Annotated in this window: 13 protein-coding genes; 10 read left to right on the plus strand and 3 right to left on the minus strand. The window is 40.7% G+C overall.

What is annotated here, in order from left to right:
• Window positions 1–62 precede the first annotated feature (62 nt).
• Window positions 63–1,010 (plus strand): DHH family phosphoesterase, encoded by a 948-nt coding sequence (locus HNQ82_RS09865; RefSeq protein ID WP_183249235.1) that lies wholly within the window; start codon window positions 63–65, stop codon window positions 1,008–1,010.
• Between the two features lie 8 nt (window positions 1,011–1,018).
• Here HNQ82_RS09865 and ytrI read toward each other — a convergent pair whose 3' ends face one another.
• Window positions 1,019–1,519 carry a sporulation membrane protein YtrI gene (ytrI, locus tag HNQ82_RS09870; RefSeq protein ID WP_055440087.1) on the minus strand — a complete coding sequence of 167 codons (501 nt, stop codon included), beginning with the start codon at window positions 1,517–1,519 and terminating at the stop codon, window positions 1,019–1,021.
• Window positions 1,516–1,854 (minus strand): sporulation membrane protein YtrH, encoded by a 339-nt coding sequence (gene ytrH, locus HNQ82_RS09875; RefSeq protein WP_021093776.1) that lies wholly within the window; start codon window positions 1,852–1,854, stop codon window positions 1,516–1,518. Before ytrH ends, ytrI begins: the two co-directional genes overlap by 4 nt.
• A 113-nt stretch (window positions 1,855–1,967) precedes the next feature.
• Here ytrH and dnaE point away from each other — a divergent pair, with 113 nt between their 5' ends.
• From dnaE to HNQ82_RS09915, 8 genes are all read left to right on the plus strand, one after another.
• The gene (gene dnaE / locus HNQ82_RS09880; protein WP_183249236.1) at window positions 1,968–5,189 is read left to right on the plus strand and encodes a DNA polymerase III subunit alpha; all 3,222 of its coding nucleotides are present in this window, start codon (window positions 1,968–1,970) and stop codon (window positions 5,187–5,189) included.
• Window positions 5,190–5,277: 88 nt separating this feature from the next.
• Window positions 5,278–6,531 (plus strand): NADP-dependent malic enzyme, encoded by a 1,254-nt coding sequence (gene ystJ, locus HNQ82_RS09885; RefSeq protein WP_183249238.1) that lies wholly within the window; start codon window positions 5,278–5,280, stop codon window positions 6,529–6,531.
• Complete coding sequence (locus tag HNQ82_RS09890) at window positions 6,518–7,120, plus strand: FadR/GntR family transcriptional regulator (RefSeq protein ID WP_183249239.1); 603 nt, start codon at window positions 6,518–6,520, stop codon at window positions 7,118–7,120. The genes ystJ and HNQ82_RS09890 overlap by 14 nt, the downstream gene beginning before the upstream one ends.
• A 69-nt stretch (window positions 7,121–7,189) precedes the next feature.
• On the plus strand, window positions 7,190–8,062 hold the full coding sequence (accD, locus tag HNQ82_RS09895; protein WP_183249241.1) for an acetyl-CoA carboxylase, carboxyltransferase subunit beta: 873 nt from the start codon (window positions 7,190–7,192) through the stop codon (window positions 8,060–8,062).
• Complete coding sequence (gene accA / locus HNQ82_RS09900) at window positions 8,047–9,024, plus strand: acetyl-CoA carboxylase carboxyl transferase subunit alpha (protein ID WP_183249244.1); 978 nt, start codon at window positions 8,047–8,049, stop codon at window positions 9,022–9,024. Before accD ends, accA begins: the two co-directional genes overlap by 16 nt.
• Before the next feature lie 189 nt (window positions 9,025–9,213).
• A complete protein-coding gene (pfkA, locus tag HNQ82_RS09905; protein WP_055440081.1) occupies window positions 9,214–10,173 on the plus strand; it encodes a 6-phosphofructokinase in 960 nt (319 codons plus the stop codon).
• Window positions 10,174–10,221: 48 nt separating this feature from the next.
• The gene (gene pyk, locus HNQ82_RS09910; protein WP_183249246.1) at window positions 10,222–11,982 is read left to right on the plus strand and encodes a pyruvate kinase; all 1,761 of its coding nucleotides are present in this window, start codon (window positions 10,222–10,224) and stop codon (window positions 11,980–11,982) included.
• Window positions 11,983–12,027: 45 nt separating this feature from the next.
• Window positions 12,028–12,420, plus strand: coding sequence for an FxsA family protein (locus HNQ82_RS09915; RefSeq protein WP_183249248.1), 393 nt, complete (start codon window positions 12,028–12,030; stop codon window positions 12,418–12,420).
• A gap of 19 nt (window positions 12,421–12,439) precedes the next feature.
• Here the strand turns inward: HNQ82_RS09915 and ytvI are convergent, their stop codons facing one another.
• Window positions 12,440–13,558 carry a sporulation integral membrane protein YtvI gene (ytvI, locus tag HNQ82_RS09920; protein WP_183249250.1) on the minus strand — a complete coding sequence of 373 codons (1,119 nt, stop codon included), beginning with the start codon at window positions 13,556–13,558 and terminating at the stop codon, window positions 12,440–12,442.
• A gap of 129 nt (window positions 13,559–13,687) precedes the next feature.
• Here ytvI and HNQ82_RS09925 point away from each other — a divergent pair, with 129 nt between their 5' ends.
• Window positions 13,688–14,101 (plus strand): DUF441 domain-containing protein, encoded by a 414-nt coding sequence (locus tag HNQ82_RS09925; protein ID WP_221261123.1) that lies wholly within the window; start codon window positions 13,688–13,690, stop codon window positions 14,099–14,101.
• The last annotated feature ends 43 nt before the right edge of the window (window positions 14,102–14,144 follow it).

The raw sequence follows: 14,144 nt of genomic DNA on the forward strand, positions 1-14,144 counted from the left end.
TTTTACATCTTTTCGAATCATAATAAAATATGTTTTAATGGAGAAAAAAAGGGAGAAGCGCCATGGAACAAAAAGTTTTGGAAATTATTGATCATATTCGACAATTTGATACGATTATTATTCATCGGCACGTTCGGCCAGATCCCGATGCGTACGGTTCACAAGGAGGGTTAGCCGAGATCATTCAAGCTTCGTTTCCAGAAAAACGAGTATATACAGTTGGAAAAGACGAACCATCGCTTGAATTTTTACGTAAAATGGATGTTATTTCGGATGAAATGTATAACGATGCACTTGTGATCGTTTGCGATACGGCAAATGAAGAGCGCGTTTGTGATCAACGTTATAAGCTAGGGAAAAAAATTATTAAAATCGACCATCATCCAAATGAAGATCCATACGGTGATATCTTGTGGGTAGATACAAATGCAAGTTCCGTTAGCGAAATGATTTATGAGTTATACTTAATTGGAAAGGAACATGGTCTTGTTTTAACGAAAGAAGCTGCTCGGCTTATTTATGCGGGCATTGTTGGTGATACAGGCCGTTTTCTTTTCCCAAGTACAAATCCGAAAACATTTAAATATGCAAGCGAGTTAGTTGAATACGAGTTTTCGTTTGTCGATTTATATGATCAACTGTATCGAACGAAATTATCGATTGCACATTTAAGCGGATATGTGTTGCAAAATTTCGAGCTATCTGAACATGGAGTGGCTCATATTATATTAACAAAAGAGCTGTTAAAACAATATGATGCAACGCCGTCAGAAGCTTCGCAACTCGTGAGTGTGCTTGGAAATATTGAAGGAATAAAAGCATGGGTATTTTTTGTAGAAGAAGATGATCAAATTCGTGTCCGTCTTCGTTCCAGAGGACCGATCGTCAATGAAGTGGCGAAAAAATATGATGGCGGTGGCCATCCGTTAGCCGCAGGCGCATCTATTTATTCGTGGGAGGAAGTTGAACACGTATTAGCAGATTTAAACGAAGTGTGCAAGCAACAGTAGGAAGCTTTCTACTGTTGCTTTAATTTTAGTTCAATAGATATATGAGTGAAAAATAAAATGGTTTCGATATCGAGATGGTACGTTCGATTGTCGATAATGTACGTCTTATTTTCAATTGCTTTTTTTAATAGCTCTTTACTTTTATATACTGTTTCGATATCTTTGGCCGTTATATGTTGAATATCCCTTTTTATATCTTCTTCAATGCGGAAGGTTGTGTACGTATCGATGCCATACGATTGAGCGTTAATGATTTTCACATCAATTGATTGAATCGTCAGTCGTTTTTTATTTTCTTTGTTTAGCTGAATGTAATCTTGTTGCCAAATGTTTAAATCATGTTTTAATTGAGCAATGATTTCTTGTTGGGTTTTGAGTTGACGTACTTGTTTTTCTTGTAAAATGCCAAAAATGTGTGTGAAAACGATCCAACTGATCATTGTTCCAATTGCCGCCCCAGCGAAAAAGCGTTGCCATCCTGGATCGCGTGAATATGGTGGAACCCTCATGCGCCATGCTCCTGCGTAAACCAGCGAATGAATGTCATGCCTGTTTGTGCGCCACCAGTTGCCGATAAAATGAGTAAAAATTGTTTAATGACATCTCGTGTTTCTCCTTGGAAAAATCCGCGTTCGACGCTATAAAACGTATCAAACGTACCACCAATGGCTGCAATTAACGCCCAAATTTTCAAACTGCTCGCAAAGCGATACATCATTGTCAGGGGCGGTTCGCCAGACAAAAAAGCCCCGAATCCCCCGATGAGAGCCCCTCCAACTAACACGCCTAAAGCAATGAAATAGCTTTGAATAAAAGCAGGTAAAAATGCTGTTTTCATCTCCATCCCTCTCACTCCTTCTGTATACTATGTATATGGGACAAACGAACAAGGTATGTTTTGCTTTTCAGCTTTTACAGAGCCTATAATAGAAAAAAATAGAAAAGGTGGGAGACACATTGTCGTTTATCCATCTACAAGTGCGAAGTGGTTATAGTTTATTAAGTAGCACGGTCAAAATTGAAGAGCTTGTCACACGTGCACGCGAGCTTCAATTTCCAGCGATCGCATTAACGGATGAAAATGTGTTGTACGGCACTATTCCGTTTTATGAGATGTGTCAAGCACATGGAATGAAGCCGATCATTGGTATGATAGCAACAGTCATTCATGAATATGGTCATACAGATCAGATTGTGTTGTTGGCAAAAAATAACGATGGGTATCGTCAACTTGTCCATATTGCTACAATTATTCAAATGAATGATGGGAAAGGGATTTCTTTATGTGACTTATCTCGTTACACGAGCGAACTAATTGGTATCACAAGCGGGTTGGACGGGCGAATGGAACAGCATTTGTTAAATGGCGAAATCGCCGAAGCAGAAGTGCTTGCTCAAAGGTACACTGAAATATTCCAGCAAGGCGATTTTTACATAAATGTTCAACAACACGGATTGCAAGAGCAAGCAAAGTTATTGCCGCTACTTCTTGAATATAGTAAACGATGGAACATTCCGCTCGTTGCAACAAACGATGTACGTTACATCTATAAAGAAGATGCGCTTGCATGTGAGTGTTTGCTTGCGATGAAGCATGGAAAGAAAATGAATGACACAAGCCGTCCACGTTTGGCAACAAATGAATATGATTTAAAAAGCGCAGATGAAATGGTCTCTTTATTTTCTATGTGTCATGAGGCGGTGGAGGAAACGATCTGTATTGCAGAACGATGCCATGTGACGTTTGAACACGAACAATGGCATATGCCGCGTTACCCCGTTCCTTCAGAGACGACAGCGGATGAATATTTACAAACATGGTGCTTTACAGAGTTGACAAGACGCTTTCCAGAGCGTCCCCAAGCATATGTTGACCGACTACAATATGAGCTACAAATCATTCAACAAATGAACTTTAGTGATTACTTTTTAATTGTTGCCGATTTTGTCCGTTTTGCGCGTGAGCGAGGCATATTCATCGGACCGGGACGTGGATCAGCCGCAGGTTCGCTTGTTGCTTACATACTCGGTATTACCCAAATAGACCCGTTGCAATATGGGTTATTGTTTGAACGTTTTTTAAATCCAGCACGTTTATCTCTTCCAGATATTGATATCGATTTTGCGGATGATCGTCGTGAAGAAGTGATTCGTTACATTGAGCAAAAATACGGAGCTGATCACGTTGCACAAATTATCACGTTCGGAACTTTTGGGATGCGTTCTGCTATTCGTGAAGTTGGTCGCATTTTTGATGTTGATGAACACGAAATTCAACAAACGTTAGCAACGGGAAGCTTCAATCATACGCGGCCATGGCATTACGTTGTACAACGAATTGAAGGATTGCCGAAGCATACGTCCGTTCATGCTGCTGGCATTGTTATTAGTTCACGTCCATTAACCGATGTCGTTCCTCTTCAAAGCGGGCAAACGACAACATATGTGACGCAATATGCGATGGATGCGCTTGAACGACTAGGATTACTAAAATTTGATTTGCTTGCTCTTAAAAATTTAACAATGATTGAGCAAATGGTTCAAAGCATTGAACAGCGTACAGGTCGTCGCTTGAGTTTTGAAAACATGCCAATTGATGATCAAAAAACGTATGCGCTCTTAAGTCAAGGGGACACATTTGGTGTGTTTCAGCTTGAGTCAGGAGGAATGAAGCGGGTATTGCGCGAATTACAACCGACAACGTTTGAAGATATTGTTGCAGTGAACGCTTTATTTCGTCCAGGGCCGATGGAGCAAATTTCAACATATATTTCTCGTAAACATGGCCACGAACCGATCCGTTACATGCATGATGATTTGCAATCAATTTTGCAGTCGACATACGGCGTCATCGTGTATCAAGAACAAATTATGAAAATCGCTGAACAAATGGCGGGCTTTTCGTTAGCTGAGGCAGATTTATTACGGCGAGCAATAAGTAAAAAAGACGTTGGACAAATGGAAAAAGAGAAAAAGCACTTCGTTGAGGGATGCATACAAAATGGATACGATGCCTATCTCGCAAACGAATTGTACGAACTCATCGTTCGCTTTGCTGGATATGGGTTTAACCGTAGCCATGCCGTAGCATATAGCTACATCGCATATATGTTGGCGTATATTAAAGCACATTATCCGCTTGATTTTTATGCGACATTATTAACAAACGTAAGTGGCCAAAAAGAAAAAATGATGCAATGTGTATACGAGCTTCGGAACAAAAAAATACGTTTACTTCCCCCTTCCATTACGCAAAGCGAAGGGCACTTTACCGTTCATGACAACGGCATTCGTTTTGGATTGTTAGCGATTAAGCAAGTAAGCGCCGCCTTTGTCAAGCAAATAATCAAGGAGCGTCAAAAACGCCCATTTGCCGATTTTTTTGATTTCGTTTTGCGACTACGTATTGAGCCTTCGCAAAAAAAGATAATTGAAGCACTTATTTTTTCTGGCTGCTTTGATGAATTTCATATCGAGCGTGCCACTCTTTATGCAAGTATTGATGTTGCGATTGAGCATGCAGAGTTGATGAATCTTCCTCTGAATATACGGCCAAAATACGTCCACGCTGAACCGCTATCGCTCATCGATCAACTGAAATATGAGAAACAATGGCTTAATGTATACGTGTCCCCTCATCCTGTTGAATCATTTTCACACTTTTACTCGATGTGGGGAGCAAAACGTATGTATGAATGGATTATAGAAAGGGCGAAGGAAGGAAAGGTGATTGTATATGTTGAGGAGGTGACGAAAAAGCGGACAAAAAAAGGGGAAGAAATGGTGTTTGCTACAATTTGTGATGATAGTGATGAGTGGCATGCAATTGTATTTCCAACGAGCTATAGGCGGTTTCATGCTTTATTGCAACAAGGAAGCGTGCTTTATATGGAAGGAAAAATAGAGCAGCGACCGAGCGGTTGGCATCTTATCGTACAACAAGTAAGAAAGCCGGTATGTGTGTATGTCAAAATTGATGAACAACATGCATCACCAGCTGTATTAAAACGGTTAAAACATATATTAACCGCTCATCGAGGATATGCACCTGTTATTTTGTATTATGAAAAAGAACGAAAAAAAGTGCAGCTTTCTCATGAGTACGCAATATCTCCAAACGATGATATTATCCGTAAATTGACAACATTGCTTGGGGATGGGAATGTTGTTGTGAAATAAAAATGCTTTACTATTTTTCATTTTTATTATATTTTTATAGAAGTTAAGTGGTCAGACCAGTAACGGCCACTTCGTGGGGGGATTGTTAGTGTCGTTATTTGAAAAAGCGCTTCATATGCATGAGCGTTATCAAGGAAAACTAGAAATAAAAGCGAAAGTACCGTTAAAAAATGCTTACGATTTAAGCTTGGCTTATTCTCCTGGTGTAGCAGAACCGTGCAAAGTTATCCATCATGAACCGAACAAAATATACGATTATACATTAAAAGCGAATACAGTAGCTGTTGTATCGAATGGAAGCGCAGTATTAGGACTTGGAAATATTGGAGCCGAAGCAGCGCTACCAGTCATGGAAGGAAAGGCCGTGCTTTTTAAAAGTTTTGCGGGAGTTGATGCGTTTCCGATTTGCTTAAATACATCGGACGCAGAACAAATTATTCAAACAGTGAAGCTACTTGAGCCGACATTCGGTGGCGTTAACTTAGAAGACATTGCAGCTCCGCATTGTTTTATCATTGAAGAACGCTTAAAGAAAGAACTAAACATCCCGGTCTTTCATGACGACCAACATGGAACAGCGATCGTGACTGTTGCCGGTTTAGTGAATGCATTGAAATTAGTGAATAAGAAAATAGAACATATTCAAGTTGTGATTAATGGAGCAGGTGCAGCAGGAATAGCGATCATGAAGTTGCTTCGTTGTTATGGTGTAAAACATATAATCATGTGCGATTCCAAAGGGGCAATTTATGAGGGACGCCCGTACGGAATGAATGAGATGAAACATGAAGTTGCACAATGGACAAACCATGAGAAAAAAGCTGGCACGTTAGAAGAAGTGATCGTTGGTGCGGATGTATTTATTGGTGTGTCTGTTGCAGGAGCATTGACAGCTAGCATGGTTGAAACGATGAATCGAGATGCAATTATTTTTGCGATGGCAAATCCAACGCCGGAAATTATGCCGGAAGAAGCGTTACAAGCAGGGGCAACAGTTGTTGGCACAGGACGTTCTGATTATCCGAATCAGGTGAATAACGTGTTAGCATTTCCAGGTATTTTCAGAGGAGCGCTTGATGTGCGTGCAAAACAAATTAACGAACAAATGAAAATAGCGGCAGTTGAAGCGATAGCACATTTAATTGCAGAAGATGAGTTGCGTGCGGATTATGTGATTCCTGCTCCGTTCGATCCGCGCGTCGCTCCAGCAGTTGCTGCTGCTGTGGCAAAAGCAGCAATCGAAACAGGAGTGGCCCAAGTGATTGTTGATCCAAAAGATGTAGAAAAGCGAACACGACAATTAGCTTTGATTGCAGGTGAGGACATCGATGACTACTTCTAAAGTGTACATTGAAACGTTTTGGCAAATTCATCGCATGATTGAAGAAGCAGGGCTTCAACCAGGGGATCGATTGCCTTCTGAACGAGAGTTAGCGGACCGATTACGAGTCGGTCGCTCTTCCGTTCGTGAAGCGTTGCGAGCGTTAGAGTTGCTTGGATTAATTGAAACGCGTCGCGGAGAAGGAACATTTATGAAACCGTTTGGTGACCATCAGCTCATTCAACTACTCGGTTCGTTTATTTTGCAAGGAAATCGGGAAAAACGAGATTTAATCGAAACAAAACTGCTTATTGAACGAATATGTCTACAGCTTGCTTGCGAACGACTAACTGATCAGAAGCTCGAGCATATAGCCCGTGCTGAGCATACGTATGATTTATTTTTTCAACGAGTTGTGGAAGCAACCGATAACTATTTATTGTTGCGCATTTGGCTTGTATTAAACGACTTTTTTGAACACGTATATACGTTGACTCTCCCTTCCGAGTTTTATGAACAAATGAGGACGGCGCTACAAAAACGGTCGTGTGAAGAAGCGACAGCGATTTATGAACAATACGTGATGCAAAAAATGTCGAAAGAAAACTGACACAATATGACAAACAAAGTTGTCTCCATTCGGTAAAGTAGAAGTGGACTAAGTAAGGGAGGGAAATATGTGCTGAAAGATTTGTTCTCTAAAAAGAAAAAGTATGCCACGATTCCTTCTGAACAAGCGAAGCAAGATGTACCAGAAGGCATTATGACGAAATGTCCGAAATGTAAAAAAATCATGTATACAAAAGAACTAGTGAAAAACTTACGCGTTTGTATATCATGCGGCTATCATCATCCGATGTCTGCTCCCGAACGCATTGCGTGTTTGTTAGATGAAGGAACGTTTCAAGAATACGACCGTCACCTTCTTTCTAAAAATCCGCTCGATTTTCCTCAATATATCGAAAAAGTGGAGGAAGATCGTGAGAAAACAAAACTAAATGAAGCGGTCGTCACAGGAGAAGGAACGATTAACGGTTTTCCTGTCGTCATTGCCGTAATGGATTCTCGTTTTCGCATGGGAAGTATGGGATCGGTCGTTGGAGAAAAAATCGCACGTGCCATCGAACGAGCGATGGAAAAATCAGTGCCTTTTATTATTTTTACCGCTTCAGGTGGAGCGCGCATGCAAGAAGGTGTATTAAGCTTAATGCAAATGGCGAAAACGAGCGCAGCGTTAAAACTATTTAGCGAACAAGGTGGGCTTATTATTTCAGTGATGACTCATCCGACGACAGGTGGTGTATCAGCAAGTTTCGCCTCGCTTGGAGATTACAATTTCGCTGAGCCAGGGGCGCTTATCGGTTTTGCAGGACGACGTGTCATTGAACAAACCGTTCGTGAAGAGTTGCCAGAAGATTTTCAAACAGCCGAATTTTTATTGAAACATGGACAACTAGATGCTGTAATTTCGCGTCATGATCTAAAAGACGTATTAACGAATGTATTAGACATTCACCAATCGCGAGGTGGAGACGAATGGCGTACGAATTAGAATTTGAAAAACCACTTGTAGAATTACGAAAAAAAATTAGTGAATTAAAAGAATTTACAAAGCATCGGGACGTTGATTTTTCTGATGAAATTAATAAATTAGAAGCCCGACTTGAAAAACTTGAAAATGATATTTATGCTCATTTAAGCCCATGGGATCGTGTGCAAATTGCGCGCCATCCGAATCGCCCGACAACGCTTGATTATATTGAACGGTTGTTTACAAACTTTTTCGAATGTCACGGTGATCGTTGTTTTGGTGATGATGAAGCGATCGTAGGAGGAATTGCAAAATATCATGGGCTGCCTGTGACTGTCATTGGCCACCAACGTGGGAAAGATACGAAAGAAAATATTCGTCGCAATTTTGGTATGCCACATCCAGAAGGATATCGAAAAGCGCTTCGCTTAATGAAACAAGCTGAAAAGTTTGGGCGTCCGATTATTTGTTTTATTGATACGAAAGGTGCATACCCTGGAAAAGCGGCAGAAGAAAGAGGACAAAGTGAAGCCATCGCGCGAAACTTATTTGAAATGGCGGGATTGACGGTTCCGGTTGTATGTATTGTCATTGGCGAAGGAGGAAGCGGTGGTGCGCTTGCACTCGGTGTCGGAAACTACGTTCACATGCTTGAAAATTCAACGTATTCCGTTATTTCACCAGAAGGGGCAGCAGCAATTTTATGGAAAGATGCATCACTTGCTAAAAAAGCTGCAGAAACGATGAAAATTACAGCAAAAGATTTAAAACAGCTTGGTGTCATCGATGAAATGATTCCAGAAGTGCGCGGTGGTGCCCATCGAAATGTGGACGAACAAGCGAAATATATTGATGATGTGCTTAAACGTTCCTTGCGTGAATTGCTTCCATTACGTGCTGAACAGTTGATTGCGCAACGATATGAAAAATATAAGAAGATTGGCGATTTTATTGAATCCGAACAACATGTTTCGGTTATGTAAAAAGGTCATCCATGTTAGATGGCCTTTTTCTTTACATGAAATAGACGACTTTGGGCAAACTTTTTGTAGTGAAAAAAAATCAACGTTTTGTGAAACATTTCATTATGTATTGTGTTCCATATACCTTCATGTTATCTTAAAGTAAGAGGTCATACTTCTTATTTTATTTTTTTAAAGAGGTGAAGAGCGATGAAAAGAATTGGTGTGCTTACAAGCGGTGGCGATTCGCCGGGAATGAATGCTGCCATTCGTGCAGTCGTCCGGAAGGCGATTTATCACGGATTAGAAGTGTACGGCATTTACCATGGATATGCAGGATTAATTGCCGGTCAAATTAAAAAGCTTGAAATCGGGGATGTTGGCGATATTATTCATCGTGGCGGAACGATGTTATATACTGCCCGTTGCCCAGAATTCAAAACGTTGGAAGGACAGTTAAAAGGAATTGAGCAGTTGAAAAAACATGGGATTGAAGGGCTTGTTGTCATCGGTGGCGACGGCTCATATCAAGGTGCGAAAAAGTTAACAGAACACGGTTATCCGTGTGTTGGTGTACCAGGAACAATCGATAATGACATTCCAGGAACAGATTTTACAATCGGTTTTGATACCGCGTTAAATACGGTCATTGACGCGATTGACAAAATTCGCGATACAGCGACATCTCATGAACGTACATATGTCATTGAAGTCATGGGACGTCATGCAGGTGATATTGCGCTTTGGGCAGGTCTTGCAGGTGGAGCAGAAAGCATTTTAATCCCAGAAGCCGATTATGATATGGACGAAATAGTTGCGCGTCTCAAACGCGGACATGAACGTGGTAAGAAACATAGCATCATTGTTGTTGCAGAAGGTGTCGGTAGCGGTGTAGAATTCGGTAAGCGCATCGAAGAAGCAACAGGGTTCGAAACGCGTGTGACAGTGTTAGGTCACGTCCAACGTGGTGGTTCCCCAACTGCTTTTGACCGTGTTCTTGCAAGCCGTCTAGGTGCGCGCGCAGTAGAGTTGTTACTCGAAGGAAAGGGCGGACGTTGCGTTGGTATTCAAAATAACCAACTAGTTGATCATGATATTATTGAAGCGTTAGCCCAAAAACATACAGTCGATCAGAAAATGTACCAACTATCAAAAGAGCTTTCAATTTAATGGATATTTGTGGTATCGTTTCCATATGCAAAGTGTAGGAGGGTATTTATGCGCAAAACGAAAATTGTTTGTACGATCGGTCCTGCGAGTGAAAGCGTAGAAAAACTTGTGCAACTTATCGAAGCGGGAATGAACGTTGCACGCCTTAACTTTTCTCACGGAAGTCATGAAGAGCATGCTGCACGCATTCGCAACATTCGTGAAGCATCAAAAATGACTGGGAAAACTGTTGCCATTTTATTGGATACAAAAGGTCCAGAAATTCGCACACACAACATGGAAAATGGTGCAATTGAGTTAAAAGCAGGTGCTGAAGTCACCATTTCGATGAAAGAAGTACTTGGTACACCAGAAAAATTTTCGATTACTTATGAAGGACTCATTGATGACGTACATGTCGGTTCAACCATTTTATTAGATGACGGGTTAATCGGTTTAGAAGTATTAGCTGTTGACAAAGAAGCGAAAGAAATCAAAACAAAAGTGTTGAACGGCGGCGTATTAAAAAATAAAAAAGGTGTCAACGTTCCAGGCGTGAAAGTCAAATTGCCAGGCATTACGGAAAAAGATGCAGATGACATTCGTTTCGGTATTGAACAAGGCATCGATTTCATTGCTGCATCGTTTGTTCGACGTGCTTCCGATGTGCTTGAAATTCGCGAATTACTCGAAGAACATAACGCATTACACATTCAAATTATCCCAAAAATTGAAAATCAAGAAGGCGTAGACAATATTGATGAGATTTTAGAAGTGGCAGACGGTTTAATGGTTGCTCGCGGGGATTTAGGTGTCGAAATTCCAGCGGAAGAAGTACCACTTGTGCAAAAAGAGTTAATTAAAAAATGTAATGCGCTCGGAAAACCGGTCATCACAGCGACACAAATGCTTGATTCAATGCAACGCAATCCGCGACCAACTCGTGCAGAGGCAAGCGATGTAGCGAACGCCATTTTTGATGGTACAGATGCAATTATGCTTTCCGGAGAAACAGCAGCCGGTGCTTACCCAGTTGAGGCGGTACAAACGATGCACCGCATTGCTTTGCGCACAGAGCAAGCGTTACAATATCGCGATTTATTATCAAAACGGAGCAAACAAAGCGGAACAACAATTACAGATGCAATTGGACAATCGGTTGCTCACACGGCGTTAAACTTAGATGTTGCAGCAATTGTGACACCGACAGTAAGCGGTCATACAGCACGTATGATTTCGAAATACCGTCCAAAAGCGCCAATTATCGCTGTTACATCAAATGAAGCTGTCTCTCGTAAATTAGCACTCGTTTGGGGTGTTCATCCGCGCGTTGCCCAACATGCGACGTCAACAGATGAGATGCTTGATATTGCTGTTGAGGCGGCTATCGATACAGGTATCGTGAAACATGGTGATCTTGTTGTCATTACAGCAGGTGTTCCGGTTGGAGAAACAGGCTCGACTAACTTAATGAAAGTGCATATGATTGGCGATATGATTGCGAAAGGCCAAGGCATTGGTCGTAAATCCGCATTCGGAAAAGTCGTTGTAGCTAAAACGGCTGAAGAAGCGCTTGAAAAAATGATGGAAGGTGGCATTTTAGTCGCCCCAGCGACAGATGCGGACATGATGAAAGCATTAGAAAAAGCTGTGGCCATCATCACCGAAGAAGGTGGCTTAACAAGCCATGCGGCTGTTGTTGGCTTAAGCTTAGGAATCCCGGTAATTGTCGGTGTAAACAACGCAACAGCTATTTTAAAAGATGGACAAGACATTACGGTAGATGCGAGCTTCGGTGCTATTTATCGTGGTCATGCGAGCGTGCTATAATAAAGAAGGGGACATCCCCTTCTTTATTATTTTGGAGGGATGTATGTGCGAAACATCTTTTTTCTTCTTTTTATCGTGATTCCAGCGCTAGAAATTGTCGTTCTTGTGTTGGCGGGAAAGGCAATTGGCATATGGCCAACATTTTCACTAATCGTTTTGACAGGCATGATCGGTGCATTTTTAGCGAAAAAACAAGGATTGCATACGGTGCAGCGGGTGAAATATGAGTTCAAGAATGGACGTATACCGAGCGATGCGCTATTAGATGGTGCTTGTATTTTAGTTGGTGGAACATTGTTGCTAACGCCGGGATTTATTACAGATACGGCAGGTTTTATTTTACTTCTCCCATTTGCGCGTGAAAAAATAAAACCGTGGCTTGTTCGCCTGTTTAAGAAGATGTTCTATACAAAAACATGGATTTATATTCGAAAATAAAAAGCATAAGCTTAATGGCTTATGCTTCCTTTTTTCCGATAATAAAGTTCCAAATATCTTGAAAAACGCCAGCATGATGTAGTGTTCGACCAATGACAAGTAATACAGGTCCAACGATTAAGCCGAGAAAACCGATCAATTTGAAACCGACAAATAAAGCGATCAATGTAGCTAACGGATCGAGTCCGATATTAGAGGAGAGAAGTTTTGGTTCCATCACTTGCCGTTGTACGAGAACGACGAGATATAGAACACCAAGGCCGATAGAAAAGTGAGTATCGCCGCTCATCGCTGCGTAAACAATCCATGGAACGAACACTAATCCTGTTCCTAAATACGGTAAAATATCAACAATGCCGATAATAAGAGCGATTGTAATCGCGTATTCTACTCGCAACACAAGTAAGCCGACTAGTACGATCAGTGTTGTAATAGAAATGAGTGTCGCTTGCGCTTTAAGAAACCCAAATAGCGCCTTTTTTAATTCGGCAAACACTTTTGTCGTGCTCGTTTGCACTTTGTTTGGTAATAACTTTTGAAACAATGTTTTTAGACGATACCAGTCTTTGCTTATAAAAAATGTGGCAAGTAACGAGAAAATAAAAATTGTTGCAAAATTAGGTAACCATCCAATGATAGAAGGTATATTTTGTAATATATTTTGGATAAATTGCCCTACCGTTGTAGCAATTTTTGTTCCAACAGATTGAATGTTTGACATAATCGTATCTTGTTGTGATGTGTCTAAATTTTTAAACAGTGTAGCTAGTTGGTTATAGAGCGGGATGATTTGGCTTGCCACAAACTGTTCCATATAAATAACGAGTTTTTGAAAATGATTTGGCACAACTGTTGCTAAGTATTGTGTTCCAGTCACAATTTCTGCAATAAGAAGGGTGACAAGTCCAGCAACGAGTGCAAGTAAAAGAATTAAAACAACGATGACTGCCAACGCCCTTGGTATTTTCGTTTTTTTCTCCATTACATCGACAATCGGATTAATGAAAAAGGCGATCGCTAACGCAATTAAAAACGGGTACGTTAACGTGGACAAATAATATAAGCTTGTTAATCCAGCAATGATCACGACGATCACAAATAAAAAACGAAGGGAACTGTACAAATATCGATTCGACATTCCCTCACCTCCCGTCTTTTGTCATTTACAGCTATTATAATATACAATGCAAAAGAAGAAAAAGTTTCAAAGAAGGAGGCATATTCTGTGCAACCATTTATTTTTTTATTTATTCTCCTTGTCATTGGTATGATAGCAAAAAATCATTCCCTTATTGTTGCTGTACTTTTTTTACTTGTTGTGAAAAGTATCGGATTAAACTCTAAAATATTTCCTTATTTAGAACAAAAAGGAATTAATCTTGGTGTGACGATGATTACGATTGCTGTATTAGTTCCAATTGCAACTGGAAAAATAGGGTTGAAAGAACTGACAGAGTCTGTTCGCTCAGTTTACGCTTGGATTGCAATGTTGTCAGGGGTTGCGGTCGCTTTGTTGGCAAAAGGAGGCGTTACATTGCTTGCGAAAGATCCACATATGACGACTGCGCTTGTTCTTGGGACGATTTTAGCTGTATCTTTATTTAAAGGGGTCGCTGTCGGCCCGTTAATAGGTGCTGGCATTGCATATGTAATCATGAAAATAGTCGATGTATTTTCTTAATTGATTACTTTTTTATAATAATATTTTTGAATTATGATTTCTT

It is taken from the genome of Anoxybacillus tengchongensis (genome assembly GCF_014201585.1).
Taxonomy (GTDB): Bacteria; Bacillota; Bacilli; order Bacillales; family Anoxybacillaceae; genus Anoxybacillus; species Anoxybacillus tengchongensis.